The organism is Mucilaginibacter rigui (assembly GCF_014773275.1).
GTDB lineage: Bacteria > Bacteroidota > Bacteroidia > Sphingobacteriales > Sphingobacteriaceae > Mucilaginibacter > Mucilaginibacter rigui_A.
In genome coordinates, this window is sequence record NZ_JACWMW010000004.1 from 269,409 (window position 1) to 291,860 (window position 22,452).

17 protein-coding genes are annotated in these 22,452 nt (G+C 45.1%); 10 read left to right on the plus strand and 7 right to left on the minus strand.

Annotated elements, in window-relative coordinates; all coding sequences use genetic code 11:
• Positions 1-429: 429 nt before the first annotated feature.
• From IDJ75_RS17865 to IDJ75_RS17910, 10 genes are all read left to right on the plus strand, one after another.
• Positions 430-3,585 (plus strand): SusC/RagA family TonB-linked outer membrane protein, encoded by a 3,156-nt coding sequence (locus IDJ75_RS17865; RefSeq protein ID WP_224746660.1) that lies wholly within the window; start codon positions 430-432, stop codon positions 3,583-3,585.
• A gap of 18 nt (positions 3,586-3,603) precedes the next feature.
• Positions 3,604-5,217 (plus strand): RagB/SusD family nutrient uptake outer membrane protein, encoded by a 1,614-nt coding sequence (locus IDJ75_RS17870; protein WP_191177009.1) that lies wholly within the window; start codon positions 3,604-3,606, stop codon positions 5,215-5,217.
• A 31-nt stretch (positions 5,218-5,248) separates the two neighbouring features.
• Complete coding sequence (locus IDJ75_RS17875; RefSeq protein ID WP_191177010.1) at positions 5,249-6,325, plus strand: IPT/TIG domain-containing protein; 1,077 nt, start codon at positions 5,249-5,251, stop codon at positions 6,323-6,325.
• Positions 6,326-6,515: 190 nt separating this feature from the next.
• Positions 6,516-7,376: an AraC family transcriptional regulator gene (locus IDJ75_RS17880; protein ID WP_224746661.1), complete on the plus strand. Its 861-nt coding sequence runs from the start codon at positions 6,516-6,518 to the stop codon at positions 7,374-7,376.
• Between the two features lie 113 nt (positions 7,377-7,489).
• Positions 7,490-9,337, plus strand: a complete 1,848-nt coding sequence (locus IDJ75_RS17885; RefSeq protein WP_191177012.1) for a sodium:solute symporter family protein — start codon at positions 7,490-7,492, stop codon at positions 9,335-9,337.
• A gap of 8 nt (positions 9,338-9,345) precedes the next feature.
• Complete coding sequence (locus IDJ75_RS17890) at positions 9,346-10,530, plus strand: glycoside hydrolase family 130 protein (protein ID WP_191177013.1); 1,185 nt, start codon at positions 9,346-9,348, stop codon at positions 10,528-10,530.
• Positions 10,531-10,533: 3 nt separating this feature from the next.
• Positions 10,534-11,754, plus strand: a complete 1,221-nt coding sequence (locus IDJ75_RS17895; RefSeq protein WP_191177014.1) for an AGE family epimerase/isomerase — start codon at positions 10,534-10,536, stop codon at positions 11,752-11,754.
• Between the two features lie 6 nt (positions 11,755-11,760).
• Positions 11,761-13,521 carry an alpha-L-arabinofuranosidase gene (locus IDJ75_RS17900; protein WP_191177015.1) on the plus strand — a complete coding sequence of 587 codons (1,761 nt, stop codon included), beginning with the start codon at positions 11,761-11,763 and terminating at the stop codon, positions 13,519-13,521.
• Between the two features lie 22 nt (positions 13,522-13,543).
• Positions 13,544-14,674: a glycoside hydrolase family 26 protein gene (locus tag IDJ75_RS17905; protein ID WP_191177016.1), complete on the plus strand. Its 1,131-nt coding sequence runs from the start codon at positions 13,544-13,546 to the stop codon at positions 14,672-14,674.
• 178 nt (positions 14,675-14,852) lie between these two features.
• Positions 14,853-15,125 carry a hypothetical protein gene (locus IDJ75_RS17910; protein WP_191177017.1) on the plus strand — a complete coding sequence of 91 codons (273 nt, stop codon included), beginning with the start codon at positions 14,853-14,855 and terminating at the stop codon, positions 15,123-15,125.
• Here the strand turns inward: IDJ75_RS17910 and IDJ75_RS17915 are convergent.
• The 7 genes from IDJ75_RS17915 to IDJ75_RS17945 all read right to left on the minus strand — a co-directional run bounded on the left by IDJ75_RS17915 (position 15,122) and on the right by IDJ75_RS17945 (position 22,321).
• On the minus strand, positions 15,122-16,270 hold the full coding sequence (locus IDJ75_RS17915) for an MFS transporter (RefSeq protein WP_191177018.1): 1,149 nt from the start codon (positions 16,268-16,270) through the stop codon (positions 15,122-15,124). The two genes, IDJ75_RS17910 and IDJ75_RS17915, sit on opposite strands and share 4 nt — an antisense overlap.
• 90 nt (positions 16,271-16,360) lie before the next feature.
• A complete protein-coding gene (locus IDJ75_RS17920) occupies positions 16,361-16,873 on the minus strand; it encodes a hypothetical protein (protein WP_191177019.1) in 513 nt (170 codons plus the stop codon).
• A gap of 122 nt (positions 16,874-16,995) precedes the next feature.
• The gene (locus tag IDJ75_RS17925) at positions 16,996-17,700 is read right to left on the minus strand and encodes a DsbA family oxidoreductase (RefSeq protein ID WP_191177020.1); all 705 of its coding nucleotides are present in this window, start codon (positions 17,698-17,700) and stop codon (positions 16,996-16,998) included.
• Positions 17,701-17,831: 131 nt separating this feature from the next.
• Positions 17,832-18,041, minus strand: coding sequence for a heavy metal-binding domain-containing protein (locus IDJ75_RS17930; RefSeq protein WP_191177021.1), 210 nt, complete (start codon positions 18,039-18,041; stop codon positions 17,832-17,834).
• A 2-nt stretch (positions 18,042-18,043) separates the two neighbouring features.
• Positions 18,044-19,477, minus strand: a complete 1,434-nt coding sequence (locus IDJ75_RS17935) for a PepSY domain-containing protein (protein ID WP_191177022.1) — start codon at positions 19,475-19,477, stop codon at positions 18,044-18,046.
• A 2-nt stretch (positions 19,478-19,479) separates the two neighbouring features.
• Positions 19,480-21,828: a TonB-dependent receptor gene (locus IDJ75_RS17940; RefSeq protein WP_191177023.1), complete on the minus strand. Its 2,349-nt coding sequence runs from the start codon at positions 21,826-21,828 to the stop codon at positions 19,480-19,482.
• Positions 21,829-21,949: 121 nt separating this feature from the next.
• Positions 21,950-22,321 carry a hypothetical protein gene (locus IDJ75_RS17945; RefSeq protein WP_191177024.1) on the minus strand — a complete coding sequence of 124 codons (372 nt, stop codon included), beginning with the start codon at positions 22,319-22,321 and terminating at the stop codon, positions 21,950-21,952.
• Positions 22,322-22,452 lie beyond the last annotated feature (131 nt).

Below are 22,452 nucleotides of genomic sequence, written 5' to 3' on the forward strand. Positions count from 1 at the left end.
GCAAAATTTAACACCCACAGGCTTTAGCTTATAATACTATTTAAGCACTTTATAAAGTATCCGTATCTTAATTATGGGTGCACATTTGTAACTAAATTACCCTAAAAATGCTCATTTAATATATTAAATATCTCATAATCAATGTATTAATACAGGTTGACATTTGTGCCCCTATTTATCCACAACAGGGCTTTTAATAGCATATAATTTTAACCCATGAATAATCAATAATGCGCCGGCAATAATTACCGGGTGCTGATTATATAAACCAATTAACCATTTTTTTAAAGTTATTAAGCAATGCAGGGTAAGTAATTACACCTGGTACATGGGGATGCCGGTGCGCAATTGATGCATTTCCGGCCGGCTTTTGTAAACAAGTACACCAATTAAAATCAAATATAATCAACCAAAAACTAACAAATCATTATGGGAAAAATTCTACGAATAGCATTGCTGTTTGCTTCCTTCTTTATTTGTGCCGCAGCTATGGCGCAAACAGGCGGCACAGTAATCAGGGGAACAGTTAAAGATAATACCGGCGCATTACCCGGTGTTACTGTATCTGTAAAAGATGGTACCGGCCTTGCCGTAACCGACGTAAATGGTAAATATTCCATTACGGTATCAGCAACAGCTAAAGTGCTTGTATTTAAATTTATCGGGTTGGAAACCGCCGAGGTTGCCATAGATGGCCGTACCGTGGTTGATGCAACTTTGAAGTCATCAAACACTTCGCTGAACGAGGTGGTGGTAATTGGTTATGGCAGCATCCGTCGTGCCGAAATTACTTCATCCATTTCATCAGTTAGCGAAAAGGATATAAAAAACCTGCCCGTAGCCGGTGTTGACCAGGCCATACAGGGTAAGGTTGCCGGTGTTACAGTAATGAACAACTCGGGCCAGCCGGGTGCAGGCGTTTCGGTACGTGTGCGTGGTATAACCAGCGCAACCGGTTCTAATGAGCCATTGTATGTAATAGATGGTGTGCAGTTTGGCGCCGAAGGCAACGTAAGCTTAAACCAGGATTTCCTGGGCGGGGGCTCGGGGCAAACAGGCCAAAGCGTTTTGGCTACCTTAAGCCCGTCTGATATTGAGTCTATCGACATCCTGAAAGATGCATCGGCTCAGGCTATTTACGGTTCGCGCGGAGCAAATGGTGTGGTTATTATCAATACCAAACGCGGCAAAGCGGGTACAAGTAAATTCAATTACGATGCTTATGTGGGTTTCTCAGAGATCCCTAAAAAACTAAAAGTGATGGACCTGCGCCAGTACGCGCAATACCGTAACTCGTTAGTGAACGAGGTACGTGCAGTACCGGGTAGTGGTTTAGATAGCACGCTCGAATTCCGTGATCCATCTGTATTGGGCCATGGCACCGATTGGCAGGACGAGATCTACCAGCGTGGTGTGGTAAACAGCCACCAGCTATCAGTATCAGGCGGTACAGAAAAAACGCAATTTTACTTTAGTGGCGGTTATTTAAGCCAAACTGGTACATTAATAAAAACCGGGTTTGACAGGTATACCATCAGGGCCAGTGTTGATCACCAGGTGAATAACTGGTTAAAAATGGGGTTCACCACTAACATGTCAAAAAGCAAACAGCAAATAGGCTTAAGCGATGGTTTTGACGCGGTAACCAGTACGGTGTTGTACAATACGCCGGTATCGCCTGTGCGCGATATCTATGGTAACTATATTACCAATGCCAATGTTGGCGGTTACCAGATAAACCTTACCAATAACCCGGTTACCTTAGCACAAAACCGCGATGTACGTACCGGTAATACCAAAGCATTAGGTGCCATTTATGCTGAGGTGAAAATTATAAAAGGCCTTACTTTACGTAACGAAGCTAACTACAACTTTAATTTAGAAAGCGACCGCGCATTTCAGCCGTTTTTAGAGAACAGCGTTACCGGCGATGTGATCTTATCGCCAAGCCGCATCCGCGAGCAACGCACCCAAAGCTTGTACTGGGATGTTAAAAACTTCCTGAATTTTGACCGTTCATTTGGCAAACACAGCATCAGTGCTACCATAGGTCATGAGGTTCAACGATCTGATTATGATTATATAAACGCAAACCGTAACGGTTTGGTAGCTAACCTGCCGTCGCTAAACGCAGGTTTAGCTGATCTGACCCAGGGCATTGGCGCGGGTGCCGGTACCTGGAGCATGGAATCGTACTTTGCACGTGCGGGCTATACCTTCAATAACAGGTATGCTATTTCAGGTACTATTCGTCGTGATGGTTCATCAAGCTTTGGCCCGGGCAAACGTTGGGGAACATTCCCCGCGGTTTCTGCATCGTGGACGGTGACTAACGAAGATTTTATGAAGGATCTGAAAAATCTAAGCTACTTAAAATTCCGCTTAGGTTATGGCGAGGTAGGCAATCAAAATACCAGTTCAAACGCTTTCGTATCCAATATACAGTTATTTGGCACCGCGCCTTTTGGCCCGGGTAGCTTACCATACAATGTTGCCAACCCCGACCTGGGCTGGGAATCTGTTAAAACTTACAACGCAGGTATCGACTTAACCACGCTGAACAGCAAAGCCGAAGTAACTATTGATGTGTACAAAAAAACTACAACCAATATGCTTTTGGCCAGTCAGTTACCTTCATTTTCGGGCTTAGGAACTGCGTATAATGATATACAATCGCCAATAACCAATGCCGGCGAAATGACCAATACCGGTATCGATATTGGTATCACCACCTACAACGTAAGCAATAAAGATTTTAGCTGGAAAACCAACGTTGTGTTTAGCCATTACAAAAATAAACTGGTAAGGTTAAACAACCCAACCGCTACATTAAAAGGTATTTTTAACGAGTACGGTACCAGTAACCTGATATCATTAACCGCACCGGGCAGCCCAATTGGCAGCTATTACGGTTTTGTTACCGATGGGTTATTCCGCACGCAGGAAGATCTGGCTAAAGGCCCTATCCCAACAGGTTTAACTGTTGCGCCGGGTTCGTTATGGCTTGGCGATATACGCTATAAAGATTTGGATGGTAACGGTATTATTGACGATAAGGATGCTCGTGTAATTGGCGACCCTAACCCTAAATTCACTTACGGTTTTACCAACACGTTCAATTACAAAGGTATCGATCTGTCAATATTTCTTTATGGAAGCTACGGTGGCCAGATATTTAACTATACCCGCAGGCAAACCGAAGCCATGTCTAACTCAAATAATAACCAGTTGGTTACCGTGTTGAACAGGTTTACAGATTCAAATACAGGCTCAAATATGCCAAGGTATAACCAGTGGACAAACAACAACACCAGAATATCTGACAGGTACATCGAGAGTGGTTCATACCTGCGTATCCAGAATGTTGCCTTGGGCTACAACCTGCCAAAAAGCATCATGAGCAGGCTTAAAATAGCATCGGTAAGGGTTTACGCATCGGTACAAAACCTGTACACCTTTACCAAATACTCGGGCTACGACCCTGAGTTAGGTGCTATCAACAGCCAGGTAGGTTTCATGAATGTGGATAACGGTCACTATCCAATACCTCGCACATTCACGTTTGGTACCAATATTCAGTTTTAATCGAAAAAAATAAGCAAAATGAAAAGAAATATAATATTCCTGATAGGTGCGTTGGTTTGCTTTAGTGTTGCATGTAAAAAGGATTTCCTTAACCATCCATCAACAACCGGGCCCACTACAGATAATTACTATAATAATGCCGAGCAGGTGAATGGTGCCACCGGTATACTGTATAATAATGTATGGGGCGATTGGTTTGATAAGGCGTTCACATCAGTGGGCGATTTATTGGGCGGTACAGTTACAGGTACGCAGGGTAACGACCAATATAACTCGTTCTATAACTTTAACATTCAAAGTACCGATGGTTTGGTATCAAGTACCTGGAACTCCTGCTATAAAGCTGCAGGCCAGGCATCTGTACTGATACAAACCTTTAAGGATAAAAAAGCACTGCTTGGCGGTACCAATACCGATTTTTTAGATAAGGGTATTGCCGAAGCCAGGTTTATACGCGGCTTTGCCTACTTTTATATAGGCCGTACATTTGGTGATGCACCTATAGTTGATAACCCTTTAGACCTGACCAAACCCGGCGCATACCTGGTGCCTAAATACCACCAGAAAGATGTATTACGTTTTGCCTTAGAAGACCTGCAGGCAGCTGCCGATGGATTGCCAGAAGTAGCCGCGCAGGATGGCCGGGTAACCAAATATGCTGCTATAGGCATGATGGCTAAAGTTTATCTGTACCTAAAAGATTACACCAACGCAGCCGCAAAAGCTAAACTGGTAATTGATTATTCAAAAGGCGCAGGCAACGGTGTACTTGGCTTGAACGATGATTATAACGCTATGTTCACTTCATCTGCAGCAGCTAATGTTAAAAACAAAGAAAACTTGTTCTCATTAAGATGGCTGTCATCAATGGGATGGAACGGTGGTAACCGTTTCTCTATCTACGCTGCGCCACAACCTTTGGTACACCCAAAACCAACAGGTGGTAACGGTTACTCGGCGGTAGTACCTTCTTTTGATATGCTAAACCCGGCAACCGGTTATGAAACTGCCGATAAACGCCGCGGGTGGTCTGTAATGCAACAGGGTTTCCATAAAGATGCCTGGGTGAATGATAACTTCCCAACCGGATTTACTTATGATACAACCGGACGTGCTACAGACGACCACTTTATATTTACCGGCACGCGCTCAAACATCCAAAAGTATATTGTTGGCCCCAACCGCGCCGATGAACCGGTTACACCTGATGGCCATACCAGTATGCCTACTTTTATTTTACGCTACGCGGATGTATTATTGATATATGCCGAAGCAGTTTTAGGCGATGCTGGATCTACCGCTGATGCCGGCGCGCTTGAGGCATTTAACAAAGTGCATAACAGGGCAGGTTTAACAAGTTTAACCACCCTAACTAAAAACGATATTTTACATGAACGTAAAGTAGAGTTTGCTTTTGAAGGCGATTACTGGTTTGATATTCAGCGCCAGGGGTTTGCAAAAGCACAGCAGATCATAGCGTCGCAAGAGCGGGGTACTTTAGATGGCAATGGAAGGCTTACCAGTTTTAAAGCAACCTTAAACTCAGCAGCGCAGCTGTTTTTGCCTATACCACAGGCCGAAACCGCGCAAGACCCAAAACTGCTTGAACCTGCTGTTGATTATTACAAATAAGCGATAACGTATTAAAAAATCATTATTGATCATGAAAAATATATATAAATTAATGATTGTGATGTTTGCTTTTATAGCAGGCGCATCTGTCATTACCTCTTGTACAAAAGAGAACCAAAAGCCGGCAGCGGCGTCATCAAGCCCCAGGGCCGATAAAATTCAGCCTGATTCTGCCAAAGGAGGTGATGTATTAACTCTTACCGGCAGCGGCCTTGGCGAGATCCAATCTGTAGTGTTTGAAAAAGGCAGCGTGCCTGCGCCATTCAATACGGTGTTTAATACCGATAATGCGCTTATTTTCCGTGTGCCGGATACGGCCAACGGGGGGAAGCAAAACATTATCATCACTAATAAAATTGGCAAACAGATAATGGTAAACTTTAATGTTATTGCGTTACCGGTAATATCAACGGTATCTAACTACAATTTTACTGGTAATACTCAAATAACCATCACCGGGAATAACCTTGCTGATGTAACCTCCGTTAAGTTTAAAGGGTTTAATGATGCTATAACCATTGTATCGCAAACTAAAAAAGAGTTGGTTATTAAAATGCCCGCCAGCAGTACGGTACCAGGCGCGCCATTAGAAATAACAAACGCCACGGGGCCAATAACCACCACGCAGGTATTTGAGAACCTGGATATGGCCTACCAGATATTTACTGATAATTACGGCGCCGATGGATGGGCAAATAATTCATGGGGCCTGGCAACTATATCTACCACGGTATCAAAATCGGGTACGGCGTCTTTTGCGGCAACTTATGCAAAAGGTAACTGGTCGGCTGATGGTTTTTCCAACTGGTATCCGGGTCTGGCATCAAAACCTGAGTATAAATTCCTAAGCTTTTGGGTAAAAGGAGCTTCGCAGGATTACACCTTATATCTTACTGCCGATAAGCGTGCTAAAGGATATGGTAATAACGATGATACCACACCGCTTACCATTCCTGCCAAAGTATGGACGTATTTTAAGATCCCGATCTCGACCGCCGGTATATTTAGTACGGGCAGTACAGCAAATACCATAGGTTTCTGGATAAAAGGCCCGAATGATCAGGACGAAACGTTCTATTTTGATGATGTTATTATTGTGAACCAATAATATATTTTAACTGCCCGGCTGGTGGCCCAACACCGGCCGGGTGGTTTTAATATAATAGTTTAACCAATTTAATTATTGATGTGTGGGTAGGATTTACTGCGATATAGATTAATATTACATAATAGGTGTTAAAATCGTATCAGTATTCACAGTCGAAAAACAATAATTATTTATTATGCCAAATAATGTTATGCGTGAGATAACACCGCTTACACCAAGCGATTGCTTCACTATTTTTTCGCGTGTAAAAAACAAGTTCGATTTCCCGCTTCACTACCATGAAGAGTATGAGCTGAACCTTATTATAAATGCCAATGGCGCCAAGCGTGTGGTAGGCGGCCATATAGAAGTGATTGATGATCTGGAGCTGGTGCTGGTAGGGCCAAACCTTTACCATGCCTGGTTTACCAACCAGTGTAAAAGCGAAGCGATAAATGAGGTTACTATACAGTTTCATAAGGATCTGTTTGACGAGAAGTTTTTGCGCCGTAACCAGATGAGCTTTGTAAAAAGCATGCTGGAGCGTTCGCAGCGCGGCATAGCCTACTCGCCCGAAACTATTCTTGCGCTCAAAGACAGGCTATTATCACTTGATAAAAAGAACGGCTTCGATTCGGTGCTCGAGCTGTTATCCATATTGCATGATCTGTCGATATCGCGCAACATGAAAACGCTTTCAGATCCAAGCTTTACCAATGAGAAGTTTTACTACAATAGCCGACGTATAGAGAAGGTGTTTGAGTTTATGAACAATAACTACAATAAGCAGGTAAGCCTTGCCGAAGTTGCCCGAATAGCCAACATGCCCGAAGCCTCCTTTAGCCGCTTTATAAAAAAGCGTACCGGCAAAACCTTTATTGATAGCCTGAACGAAATAAGGCTTGGCCACGCATCGCGTATGCTGATAGACAGTACCACCACCGTGGCCGAGATAGCCTACAAATGCGGGTTCAATAATATCTCTAATTTCAATCGCATCTTTAAACGTAAAAAATTCTGCATCCCTAAGGAGTTTAGGGAAACATACACCGGCAACCGCATATTTATCTAAATCTTAGTGTCGGTTTCGGGGGATTTAACAAATTTAAGGTTAAAATAGTATTACATACGGGGTAGTTAAATCATCTATTTTAGCAAGTGCCATTTATTACCAATTACTATTAAATGAGGTTATCCCTTATAGATATTTCTATCATCGTATTGTACCTGCTCAGTACCATATTTATTGGTTTATGGTACCGAAAAAAAGCACGAGAAAATAACGAAAGTTACCTGCTTGGCGGTAAATCATTACCATGGTATAAGCTTGGTTTAAGCGATGCATCGGATATGTTCGATATCAGCGGTACCATGTGGATGGTGAGCCTGTGTTTTGTATACGGCATGAAAAGCATTTGGATCCCCTGGCTTTGGCCGGTATTTAACCAGGTGTTTCTAATGATGTACCTATCGCGCTGGCTGCGCCGTTCAAATGCCTCAACAGGGGCTGAATGGCTGGCTACAAGGTTTGGCAAAACAGGGGCGGGGGTAACCAGCTCGCATTTGGTTGTTATAGCCTTTGCCTTATTAAGTTGCCTGGGTTTTATGGCTTACGGCTTTATAGGCCTTGGTAAATTCATCGAGATCTTTGTGCCTTGGGATCTGGTAAAAGGTTATATCCCCTTTGATGTAGCGCCGCAATACGTACCGCATATTTACGGAATCATTTTTACCCTGTTTGCCATGTTCTATTCTATTTTAGGCGGTATGCACAGTATTGTACTGGGCGATATGGTAAAATACGGGGTAATGACGGTAGCCTGCGTTTGGATAGGCTTTATAGCCGCCGATCAGATAAGCAGTCACCATTTAAATGTGCCCAATGGCTGGTACACGCCATTTTTTGGCAAGCATTTAAACCTGAACTGGACGGGCATCATCACCGAAGTGAACCAAAAAATAAAAAGCGACGGCTACTCGCTATTCGCCTATTTCTTTATGATGATGACCTTCAAAGGGTTCTTCGCGGCGCTGGCCGGCCCTGCGCCAAATTACGATATGCAGAAGATCCTTTCAAGCCGCTCGCCCGAGGAGGCCAGTAAAATGAACGGTTTTGTAAGCGTAATTCTGCTGCCTATCCGCTATACGCTTATTATCAGCTTAACCGCATTGGGGCTGATCTATTATCGCCAAATGAACCTGACCGATGGCAACGGCGCGATAGATTTTGAACGCATCCTGCCAGCGGTTATCAATAACTTTTTACCTGTAGGCCTGGTAGGCTTGCTGCTTGCCGGTTTACTGGGTGCATTTATGAGCACCTTTAGCGGCACCATGAATGCCGCGCAGGCCTACATTGTAAATGATATCTATCTTAAATATGTAAACCCAACAGCATCCAACAAAAAAACCATCACCATGAACTACCTGGTAGGTATTGTGGTAGTTGCAGTGGGGGTAATACTGGGCTTTTTTGTGCAGGATATTAACAGCGTGCTGCAATGGATCGTATCGGCATTATACGGCGGGTACATTGCATCAAATGTGCTTAAATGGCATTGGTGGCGCTTTAATGCCAGCGGGTTTTTCTGGGGGATGCTTGCCGGTATCGTATCGGCTATGGTGTTCTCGCTGCTGGTAAAGTTCGGCTACATTCCCGAAGGGCAGTTGCTGTTTTGGTTCCCGGTGCTGTTCTTAGTATCGCTGGCGGGTTCGGTTATAGGCTCATATGCCACACCGCCAACAGATATGGCAGTACTGCAATCGTTTTACACCAATGTAAGGCCATGGGGATTTTGGGAACCGGTTAAGCAAATAGCCATGGCGAACGATCCATCCTTTCAGCCCAATAAAAACTTTAAGCTAAATATGTTTAATGTGGTAGTGGGCACTATAGCCCAATGCTGCTTAACCATACTGCCCATGTACCTGGTGCTGTGGCAAAAAGCGCCATTATTAATTACCATAGCCATTTTGGCCGTAATGATGGTGATACTGAAACGTACCTGGTGGAACAAACTAAAAGAATACTAAGAACACAAATGATACATCAATTTAAACAGAGATTAGCCGGATTAGAGCAAGCGTACGAAAAGCTGATCGATATAAATAATGAGACAGATGGCTTGGGCAATGGCGTTTTTGACCGCTACAAACACCCCGTGCTTACTGCGCAGCATGCACCCATTGCCTGGAAATACGACCTTAACCCCGAAACCAACCCCTACCTGATGGAGCGTTTTGGGGTAAACGCGGCATTTAACGCTGGCGCTATCAAATTAAACGGCAAGTATATCATAGTAGTAAGGGTAGAAGGGGCCGATCGTAAATCGTTCTTCGCGGTAGCCGAAAGCCCTAACGGGATAGACCATTTTGAGTTTTGGGAATACCCTATCACCATGCCCGAAACCAACGAGCCTGATACCAACCTGTACGATATGCGCCTAACTGCTCATGAGGATGGCTGGATCTACGGATTGTTCTGCACCGAAAGGCGCGACCCGGAAGCCCCTGCGCACGACCAAAGCATGGCCATAGCAGCTTGTGGTATAGCCCGCACAAAGGATTTGCTTACCTGGGAGCGCCTCGCCGACCTGAAAACAAACTCGCCACAGCAGCGCAACGTGGTTTTACACCCCGAGTTTGTAGATGGAAAATACGCCCTGTACACCCGCCCGCAGGATGGGTTCATCAGTGCCGGTAAAGGCGGCGGCATAGGTTTTGGCCTTTGCGATAACATGGAAAACGCGGTGGTTGATGAGGAGACCATCATTGATAATAAACAGTACCATACCGTTTACGAAGCCAAGAACGGGCAGGGCCCGGCACCTATAAAAACGGATAAAGGCTGGCTGCACCTGGCACACGGTGTGCGTAATACAGCCGCAGGCTTACGTTACACACTGTATATGTTCATGACCGATCTGAACGACCTGACGAAAGTTACCCATAAGCCGGGCGGTTATTTTTTAGCCCCCGAAGGTATCGAGCGTATTGGTGATGTATCAAACGTAGCGTTCTGTAACGGTTGGATAGAGGATGAAGACGGCAGCGTGTTTATATACTATGCATCGTCGGACACGCGGATGCATGTGGCAACCACAACGGTTGATAAACTGGTGGATTATGTGATCAACACTCCGGCAGATGGCCTTCGTTCGGCAGCATCGGTTAATACCATAAATAGCATCATCAATAAAAATAAAAGCCTTTTAGCGGTACAATAATACATGGAAACAAAGGCGGAGCATACCAGAGAACACCAATTGCACACCTATAAGCAGGAGTTGACCGCCGAACTGGGCAACATCCTGAATTATTGGATGGATAACACTGTTGATGAGCAACATGGTGGTTTTTATGGTAAAATAGATAACGACAATCATGTTATCCCGGCTTCGCCCAAAGGTTCAGTTTTAAATGCAAGGATCTTGTGGAGTTTCTCCGCAGCTTATAACCTGAACCCGGATAAGCAGTATGTGGCTATGGCCGATAGGGCTTACCGATACATCATCAACCATCTTATAGATGCCGAATTTGGCGGCGTGTATTGGTCGGTTGATTATTTGGGTAACCCGCTGGATACAAAAAAACAGGTTTACGCATCCGCCTTTACCCTTTACGCGCTGAGTGAATATTACAAGGCATCCGGTGTAGCCGAAGCAAAAAATCAAGCGGTTAACCTGTACAAATTACTGGTTGATAAAAGCTACGATACTGAGCGCACCGGCTATCTGGAAGCTTTTACCAAAGAGTGGCAACCCATTGCCGACCTGCGCCTGAGCGCCAAGGATGCCAACGAAAAAAAGAGCATGAATACCCACCTGCATGTGCTGGAAGCCTATACTACGCTTTACAGCATTATGCCGCAGGAGGAGTTGAAGGAACAGATCATCAGCCTGATCAATAATTTCCTGGAGCATATCATTAACAGCGAAACCAACCATTTGGTGCTGTTTTTTGATGAGGACTGGAATGAAAAGTCGGGCACGGTATCCTACGGACACGATATTGAGGCTACCTGGCTTTTGCTGGAAGCAGCCGAAGTAATTGGTCATCATGAGTTAATTGAAAAAGTAAAACATGTATGTATCAAAATAACCGATGCAGCTAAACAAGGCTTAGATGCCGATGGCGGTTTATGGTACGAATATGAACCCGCCGCGCATCATTTAATAAAAGAAAAACACTGGTGGGTACAGGCAGAAGCAATGGTAGGCTTCTACAATACCTGGAAACTGAATAATAAACAAGAATATCTTGATCTGTCGCTTCGAAATTGGGCTTTCGTTAAGCAACATTTATTGGATAAACAGAACGGCGAATGGTTTTGGGGCATTTACGCCAATGGCGATGTAATGCAAACCGAAGACAAGGCCGGGATCTGGAAATGCCCCTATCACAATAGCAGGGCATGTATCGAATTAATTAAACGAATAAGCAGACAGTAAACCCCAATGAGAAAACATTTCCTGAAAACAGGCATGGTGGCTATAGCTACCATGGCCCTGCTGCAATCTTGTAAAAAGGACGGCAACACAAACACCAATGGCGGCGGTAATAATAATGGCGGCACAGGTGGCGGATCAACCGTTATTACCCCACCCAATAACCCCGATATTGCAGCCACGCAAGGTTTTTTCCTTGATGGCTGGCAGGCCAAAGCATTCAGCACCCCGGTGGGATACAAAACGGTAGCAAAGCCGGTAGCAGGTACCGTTGTTGCCACGGTTGACCTAAGCAAGGTGATCACCAAGGTATCAAAAAACCTGTTTGGTAATAATACCAACCCGTTTATGGGACAGTATGTAGACCAGCCGGTGTTGATGCAGCAATTGACAGATTTGTCACCAAATATCCTGCGTTTCCCGGGTGGCAGCTTGTCTGATATTTACTTTTGGAATGGCAGCAACAAAGCGCCCGACGACGCACCGGACCAGTTGTTAAATAATACAGGCGCTTCAAGCGCTGCAGGCTACTGGTATGGCAACAACACCGCCGATTGGACATTCACCCTTGATAACTATTACAAAGTTTTACAGCAAACCAACAGCACCGGCCTTATCACTGTAAACTACGGTTACGCCCGTTATGGTACCAGCGACAACCCTGTTGAAACAGCCGCCAAATTGGCTGCCGATTGGGTACGTTACGATAATGGCCGCACTAAATACTGGGAAATTGGTAACGAAAACTACGGCAACTGGGAGGCGGGCTACCGTATAAACCCCGCCGCCAATAAAGACGGGCAACCGGCTGTTTTAAGCGGTGCGCTTTATGGTCTGCATTTTAAGATCTTTGCCGATGCAATGCGTAAGGCAGCGGCCGAAGTTGGTAACGTCGGCATTAAAATAGGTATGGTTACAACGGAAGCCGACGAAAAGGACAATACATCAACCATTATACAGGCCTGGAATGCCGATGCCATGACAACCTCGGGCAGCTCGCCTGATTTTTATGTGGTGCATAATTATTATACGCCGTATATGCAAAACTCATCACCAGAGGTTATACTGGGTACCCCTGCGGGTGTTACCTCCAATATGATGAACTGGGTAAAAAATTCTCTGCAAAAAGCAGGGCTGCAGCAAAAGCCCGTAGCACTTGATGAATGGAATATCTTCTCTACAGGTTCAAAACAAATGGTATCAAATGTAGCCGGTGTGCACGCTGTAATGGTACTTGGCGAATTGATTAAGAACCAATACAGCATGGCCAGCCGTTGGGATCTGGCAAATGCATGGGATAACGGCAACGACCATGGCCTTTTCAGTAATAAAAGTGACGAACCCGGCGCACCTGCCTGGAACGCCAGGCCTGCATTTTATTACATGTACTTTTTCCAAAAGTATTTTGGCGACCGCATGGTAACCTCAGAAGTAACAGGGAGCCCGGATATTCTTAGCTACGGCTCGTCATTTGAATCGGGCGATGCAGGTGTTGTGCTGGTAAACCGAAGCAATTTAGACAGGGCGGTTACCGTTAACCTTAAAAACTTTGCGGCAGGCACAAAATATTACTACTATACGCTAAATGGGGGCACGGATAACGCGCCGTTCTCGCGCAAAGTTTATGTAAATGGCATCGGCCCTGATGGCGATTCGGGCGGCCCGGCAACTTATAAAACAATAGCGGCCAACAGTGCAGCCATTTCAGGCGGAATTATTGTTACCGTTCCTGCCCGTGGAACCGTATTTTTAGTTGCCGAAGGGAAATAATACTATAACATCAATATATCAAATGAAAAATATCAATCGTTACGCTATTACTGCTGCTCTTTTGTTAACGAGCAGTATCCCCATTATGGCGCAGTTAAACAACCCCTGCGATAAGCAGGCCACATATGAAACCCGCCAACTGTTTTATAGTATGCAGCGTTTGGTTGATGCAGGTGCGATATTTGGCCACCATGATGATACGGCCTATGGTGTGGGCTGGTCTTATGAGGCTAATCGGTCGGATGTGAAAAGCGTTACCGGCTCATACCCGGCCATGTATGGCTGGGATCTGGCCAAAATTGAGCACGACAGCGAACGCGATATAAACGGTACGCCATTTAAATTACAAAAACAATTGGTGCGCGATGCATACCGCAGGGGTGGCATCAATACTTTTTGCTGGCACATGGATAACCCAGCCAACGGCAAAACAGCCTGGGATACCTCGATGCGTACGGTAAAAGAGTTGCTGCCCGGCGGCGCTTACCACGATGTTTATACCAAATGGCTTGATAAAGGCGCGGCTTATATGGCCAGCCTGAAAGGTGATGACGGCGAGCAGATCCCGTTGCTGTTCCGCCCGTTTCATGAGCTTACGGGCAATTGGTTTTGGTGGTGCGCCAATACCAGTACCCCCGAAGAATTTAAGCAACTTTGGCGTTTTACGGTTGATTATATGCGTGTAACTAAAAAGCTGCATAACCTGCTTATTGTTTACTCCACAACTGATTTTAACAGCGAGGCCGATTTTATGCAACGCTATCCCGGCGATGATTATACCGATTTTATTGGCTTTGACAGCTACTGCTTTAAAACCATACCCGATTACCAGCAAAAACTGGATATGCGACTGGGGATTTTAGATGCTATAGCCGCCAAAACCGGCAAACTGGCCTGCATCCCCGAAATTGGTTACGAGGGAATCCCGCAAGCCGACTGGTGGACAAAAGTATTAGCCCCCACACTTGCCAAACACAAAACGTCATACGTAGTGGCCTGGCGTAACGGCAACCCCAATCATTACTATGTACCGTACCCGGGCCAGGTAAGCGAGCAGGATTTTATCAGGTTTTTTAAGCAGCCCAAAGTGTTATTTGAGAACAGGCTTGCGCCGTTGGGTGTTTATGGCAAGCCCATCATGCCGTCAAAGTAGCTGCAAATATTCTCGAAGAAAAGTCAAAGACGCGAAGTGTCGCGTCTCTACGCATGTCGTAATGTAGAGATGCGATACTTCGCGCCTGCTTTAAAAGAGATTTCTGCATAGCAGGCGTCCCTCCAGTTCTTTAAAACTTAATAACACCTCGCCTGTTCTATAAGCAAACTACAAACTTATGAACGCGTATCAGCAAAAATGGTTGGATGTATTACAGGGTGCAAATCTAAAAGATTGGAAAATTGAAGCCCGTGGCGAAGATATTGCTATAGACATGCCCCATGTTACCGATCTGAAATTGATAAGGGATAACCTGCCTGCAACGTTAGGTGCAATATCGCTGGATATAAACCTGCCGCACGAACGGTTGAAATTTATTTTTCATAACGGGTACGAAAACTTCGAGTACGTTTTAAACCCCAACGCTACCGACCTTAATAAGGGGGATTAAATTTTTGCCTTGGTTGCAAAAACAGTAACGCAAATACCCATCAAGGCTATCAGCGTAAACGACGCCCTTAGTGTGGCTATGCCCGCTACAAAACCTATTACAGGCGGGCCAAATAAAAAGCCCATAAAACCAATGGTTGATACCGCCGCAAGCGCTACCCCCGGCGACATAGTTTTTGATTTGCCCGCGGCACTGTAAACCAGCGGTACTACTGATGATACGCCAAAGCCTACCAGCATAAAGCCAAATATGGCCGTATATAAATAGGGAAAAGCTACAGCGGTAAGCAAGCCCGTTGCGGTGAGCATACCGCTAACCTGCAGGGTGCGTTTTAGGCCAAAACGGTGTGCAAATTTATCAGCAATAAAGCGGCCGGTTGCCATGGTGAGCATAAAGCCTGTATAGCCTGCACCTATTGACGCGTTTTGGGCAAGCACTACTTTCTTAAAGTAAATAACACTCCAATCGAACATGGCGCCTTCACAGATCATGGAACAGAAAGCGATAATGCCCAGTTTAATGAGCGAGTTATCGGGCATTACAAATACCGGCCCGGCACTGGCTGGTTTGTCGTTTTTTAAATACCGGGTGGTAAATATTACGGTGATAATAACCAGCGCCATTATCATGCTAAAATGCTTAAAGGGGATAACGTGCTGCCCAATCATGAAGGTGCCGATGGCAGCACCGGTAAAGCCGGCCAAACTCCATAAACCATGAAATGAGGATAGAATAGGGCGCTTATATAACTCTTCGGCGGCTACGGCCTGGGTGTTTACTGATATGTTTACCGCATTGCTTGAAAAACCGAACAACAGCAGGCAGGCTACCAACTGAACCGTATTTTGTGCTATGCCTAATGACACTAATGCCAGACTGTAAACTATTAATGCCGATACAAGTAATTTGCGGCTGCCTATACGGGTAATTACCCAGCCCGAGAAGGGGAGCGAACACATTAACCCTACCGGCAGGGCAAACAATACGCCGCCAAGCCCGGCATCGCTCAGGTTAAGGTTTTGCTGTATAGTTGCTATACGCGATGCCCAGCTGGCAAAGCAAATACCGGCCATAAAAAACATAACCCCAACTGCTATACGCAGGGTAGTACGCGGAAAATTGTAGGATGGGGTTAATTGTTCCAAATATTAGTTATTCATAGTGTTTAATGCACACTAAGGTATAAATATAATCTTAAATATAAGACAATGTTATTATACCAACCTAACTGTTGGTTACATTTTAATGCTGAATGAACCCGAAATATTTTTGTCGGTCATTGTTGTGAAATCGGTTACCTTGCCCGAGAACGATCCTTTAACCGTACCTTTTAAGCCATTTCCGGTAGCGTTTATTTCGGTAAATGTTACCGTTCCGCTGCCAACAGAAGTTCCCACTGTAATTATATCTGCATCAAACGTGCCGGCAACGGCTGTTGATGATGTTAACGAAAAACCTGTTACCAGGTCAGAACCACCACCTATCTGCGTATTACCTGTTGGCGGGTTTTGTGATGGTGAAATTACCTGGAAAAATGCAGTTTTAAGCGTAGTGGTTTTACCATCAATAGTATAAGTTATTGTACTGCCATTTGAGATGCCACCACCGGTACCTGCACCTGCGTTTCCGCTAAGGAAATCAGCGCTTGGAACTGTTCCTTCCGGGTAAATAGGGGCATCTACCTTGCAACCGGTAATAGCGAAAGCAAAAAGGAATACCACTAATAATTTTGCGTAGAGTTTATTCATATAGTTTTATTAATCAGGCTATAAAGATATATAATTTTTTTCGTGCCAATTAAATCAGGCTACGGTTATTTTACCCCTGTATACGACTGAGAACTATATAAGTTAACCTCATCTGCACAAAATTAACAATCGCCATCGGGGCCGCAGGTTGGGTCTTCAATAACATCAAGCTTTGGCTTTGCCTGTTCAGCATTCCATTCGCCAAAAGCTTTCTCAATAGTTTGCGAAAACACGGGCACCGCCTGCGCGCCCGATACGCCATATTTGCCGTTCATTACAAAAAATGGTACACCTTTTATGCCCAGGTATTGCGCTTCGGCTACATCGTGTTTTACGGCATCGGCATATGTGTTGGCAGCAAGTGTTTGTTTTATTTCATTCGCATCAAGGCCAATTGCCGTGCCTAATTCAGCAAGGGTTTCGGTATCGTCGACGTTTTTGCCATCAGTAAAATATGCTTTAAAAAGTGCCTCTTCGGCGGCATCGCCAAGGCCATGTTTTTTGGCCAGATGGGTAAACTGATGCGCGTTAAAGCTATTGGCCACAACGGCGGTATCCATGTGGTAGGTAAGGCCAACTTCGGCAGCCATTTCGGTTACATGGTTGTTCATTTGTTGGGCGTAATCAAGTGTCCAGCCTTTGGCATCGGCCAGGTATTGGTTAATATTGGTAGACGGGTCGGTCACCATATCGGGGTTAAGCTGAAAGCTTTTCCACTCTATTTCCACTTCGTCTTTATGTTTAAATTGCTGTAGGGCATCCTCAAACCTGCGTTTACCAATGTAGCAAAACGGGCACATCACATCGCTCCAGATCTCAACTTTCATATCCTTATTGAATTTTTAATAAAGTTACGGCAAATGGGGTTGGTAAGCGTAAGGAGAAAGTAAAAAGATAGGTTTATTAACGGAATGCACCACCAGCCGTTAATACAATTACGGTTGGTGGTACATAGGTACTACTTTCCGGTTGTATCTCGCTCCACCAAGTCCATGCCACATTTGCTGCAGGTCCCGGGTTTATCGGCGGTTACTTCGGGATGCATGGTGCAATAGTATTTACCTTTTGGTTTAGCGGTTTCTTTGGCATCTTTTTGTGCCGTGTTATTGCAGGCGCCCGCTCCGAAGAGCAGCCCTGCAAATACTAATATGACGAATGTTTTTTTCATAACTATTTGTTTTTGATGAATGCGGCAAAGCCGAATAGCGATACCATCAGCACACCCAATGCGGCCAGCATACTTACTATATCGCGCGCGTTTTTACCGGCCCAGCTCATGCCGAAGTACTTATGTAAAAATATAAAAGATAAGCCTTCGGCGCGGTCAATACCGGCAACTTTTGTGGCCAGTTGTGATGTGGTGGTTTCGATATACCAGTTTTCGCCGTTGGGATAGTTTACCTTTTGTACAGGCAGGCGCTTGTTGATGAACCCGTATTCGTTATCAAACTGGCGGATCTGACTGATGGTTGTTTTACCTTTTACCTGTGCTGCACCTGTGTGGTAAAACCCGCTCAGGTAACCGGCATATTGCATATCGCCATTAATTAATGCGGCACCTGTTAGGGTATTGAAATAACTTACGTTCTTCTTAATGTCGCTCAGCTGGTAATAGGTGCTATCATTAAACTTAACCACGTTTATGTTTTTAACCAGGCTGTCGGCAATGGGCAGGGCAAGGTTTGAAAAAGTAAGATCTTTACTGTTGATGTGTTGCGCGTAAACTTTCGGCGCCGGGCCATCATTATGTAGTTTTACGATGAGGTGGAAAGCCCCGCTGATGACGAACGTAAGCATCACAAATGATACGATCAGCCCCAGCTGCCGGTGAAAACGGTGTACAAAACGGGTGTCCTTGCGGTTATCAGCCCGGCGGTTTTGTGTAGCTGTTTTAAACTTTTTCCAAAACAAGCCGTAAATAGTTAATCCGCTTAAAAGTGAAAAAAGCATTGCCACCACAACAAGCAGCATAACCACATTGCGGAACTGATTGCCGCCAATGGCTGCCAGAAAGTCCCAGGTATGCAGTTGCTCAAAAACAGTGAGCATAGCCTTACGGGTATTGTTATTGAATGTACCCATGCGGCTTTGGCCGGTTTCAATGTAAACATCCATCCCGTCGGGCCGGTCAAAAGCTACCTTCCAAACAGGCAACAAGTGGTTAATGGGCTGGTAATGCCCGTCGAAGGTTTTTTGCAGGCTGATGCTTTTTATTTTTGATGTGCTATCCTGCGTAAAATACCGGGCCAGGTAAGTGGCGTAAAGCTTATCGCCGTGGGCCAATATCTTCCCGGTATTGGCCGAGTAATAATTGTACACGCTATCTGTACTTAAAACCTGGTAATAAGTGTCGTTATTAAAACTTACCTGCCCAAAGTTTATCAAACTGCTGATGTTGTTTTGAGCAAGCACCTGCTGAACAGATAATGCGGGTTTGGTTTTAGCAGGCACGGGTTTATATACCTCCAGCGCTATCACCGGCCTGAACCAGTTTGACATGAACGGATGCGACAGGCCGCTCAGCGTCCACATCATAACAGGGATAAGGGCTGTTAAGCCCAATATCCGATGCCATTTATAAAAATTTTGTTTTGCTGTTGCCATGATTAATGTTTTGCAAATGAATAACTGATACCCAATGTGTACACTCTTGGCGGCGCGGCGTTGTAGGTATCGCCGTATTGGTTGCTGATTACTGTGGTTGCGTAAAGCTTATTGGTTAAGTTAAGCACATTAAACCACATGCCTGCGCCTTGCAATGGCCCGTTTTTTACATCGAAGCCGGTACGCAGGTTAAAAATATCGTAGCCTGCATAGGTTTTGGTATTGGCCGGGTTTGTAAAATAGGAGGCGATGTGCTGCCATTCGCCCGCTATCCTGAAACCGTTGATGTACGCGGGTTTGTAGGTGATCTCGGAGTTGGCTATCCAGTTTGGTGCATTGTTCATGCGGTTGCCGTTATAAACTTTAACCGTGTTGGCGCCTGTGCTGTAGTTAGTTGTTACCTCGCTATAATCAATATACGTATGCCTGGCGTTGGTGCCGCTAAACCTAAAGCTCAGTTCGTTTACCGGCGCGTAGGCTACCGAATATTCTACTCCGCGGTGGCGGGTTGCGCCTGCATTTTGGTTTTGGGTGGTATTATCGGGCAATAGCTGGTTAATGATCTCATTACGGCCTTCCAAATCGTAAAAGGTAATCTCTAAATACATCTTCTTGTTCATGGCGGTGAACCAGCCGCCGGCTTCGTAGTTGTTAAATGTTGCCTGTTTTAACGGGGTAAGCTGACGTGCGCTGTACAAGTCACCGGTTTCTGGCGGCTGGAAACCTACACTGTAATTGGCATATAAACCTTTGTTATTGCCAAAATTGTAGGTAAGCCCAAGCTTTGGCGCTACGATGTTAAAATCGTTGGTTTCCTGCTGTTTGTATTTGGTGCTGCCTGGGGCAATGCCATTGGTGAAATTGTAGTGGATACGATCGTAACGTAAGCCCATCACAATGCGCAGTGGCTCGGCAGGTTTGATCTCGTACTGCGCGTAAGCCGCGGTATTGAACAGCTTGATACGGTAGTTATCGATATAATTACCGGTAGGGGTGTAACCCGTATAAAAGTTATTGGCTACATCCTTTTGTATATTCAAAAACTTGGCGTAATAGCTGCTGGGGCTGTTGTCGGCATAAACACCAACAATTAACCTAGAGTGCAGGAAATCCAGATCCTGCCTGTGCTGTGCCAGTAAACCAAGGCTGTGGAAGCTCTGGTCGTTCTGCTGACCGTTAGAGCTAACATAGTTACCCGCATTATCCCTTACATCTGATATATAATAACTCGGTAACTGCGCGGTAGAGTTATTGCGATAAAATAGGGTAAGGAAAGTACTGCTTTGCGCGTTCCATGTATGCTCGAGCTTGGTATTGGCCCTAAAGGCTTTTACCTTGCGGTAGGTAAAGCGCTGGTTTGCACCATAGGTGCGGCTGTAAAACTTCGCGCTGTCCAAACTTCCCGGTGTTTGGGTGTTCAGGTAATTATAGGCTACGGATGTGGTTAAACGCGTTGCGTTATCAAAATCGTAAGTGGTTTTAAAATTGCCCGAGTATTTATCAAAGTTGGTATAATCCTGCCAGCCATCGCGTTGTTTGGCTATGTAGCCGCCAACATACAAGCCAAATTTGCCTGTGCTGAAACCTCCGTCGGCATCAACACGGCGATAGTGGTAGTTGTCGCCCTGTACAGATACATTGCCCGCGTAACCCGCAGGTGGCCCCTGTGTAATAAAGTTGATGGCCCCGCCAATAGCGTTGCTGCCGTAAAGTGATGATGCCGGGCCTTTGATCACCTCGATATCGCGCACGCCGCTCATATTGATCTCATAAAGCGAATTGTGGTTAAAGATACCGGTAGGGCGAATGGGCAGGCCATCTTCCATATATAAATACAATGCGTTGTAAGTAATAGGCTGGCGGATAGCCATGGTGTGCTGCTCGTTCCCCAGATCCACCATGTACACGCCGGTTACTTTGTTCAGCAATTGGTAAAGTGCGGTGGCTTTGGTGTCATGAATTTGGGTGGCGTTTATTTTACTGATAGCGATGGGTGCATCCTGCCTGGCCTGGCGTTCGCGGCTGGCCGATATAACTACCTGTTGGAGGTCGATGGTTGAGGGCTCCAGTGCTATGTCTACAGATTCGGTGCCGTTAAGGGTATAGATATTATCGGCAAAACCTATCATACTTAAACGGATGGTTTTAACATTGTTGGTTTGTATGGTGAACTTGCCTTTGGCATTTGTGGTAGTCAGCAATTTGCCATCGGCAGTGTTGCTGATCATTACACCAGCTACGGCTTCGTTTGTTCGGGCGTCGGTTACTGTGCCGCGCAGGCTGCTTTGGCCAAAGGCAATAGCAGGCGCAAAACACAGTATTATATATAATATTAGTGTAGGTGTTTTCATAAAAACGTATAAGCTTGCCCTATGCTTAGGGCATAAATAAATTACAGTTGTATGCAAAAGCATAGCAGATACAGGGCTTAGGCCGGCATCGAAAACTGTATTAAAAAAAAGAAGGGTGTTTTTATGAGAGCCGTGGCGGCTGGAAGATATTGCGGGATAGCTCCGGCAGTTGAATACGATAGTTCGGCACTTTGGTTACCGATAATAAAACCTGGTAGAACTTAACCTTAGCCGGCTGATTGTAGTTGGCCTCCTGGAACAGGTTTTTTTGTGCCTGCCGATCTTCGGTGTTCTGCTTGTCTTCGGCTTGTTTTACTTTTTTCATAAAGTAACACTTGCCATTGCAATGTAACTGGGGTTTATTACGGTTTTCGCAAAGTTTTGTGGCGATGTAGTTGCGGTTCAGCTCGAACCCCGCGTAGATAAAAAAACGCGAGAAATTAGCCGATACAAGCGACACAATTAATAAATATGCGGTTAAACGTTGTAACATGCGGCGCAAAGGTAAGCGTTGTTAATTATTATAACAACCGGTTATTCACAATACGTATAAAAACCCCGCCGGGTTGGCAGGGCTTTTATTATTTTAGTATACAGGTTTATTAAGCAAGGTTGGATGTGCAT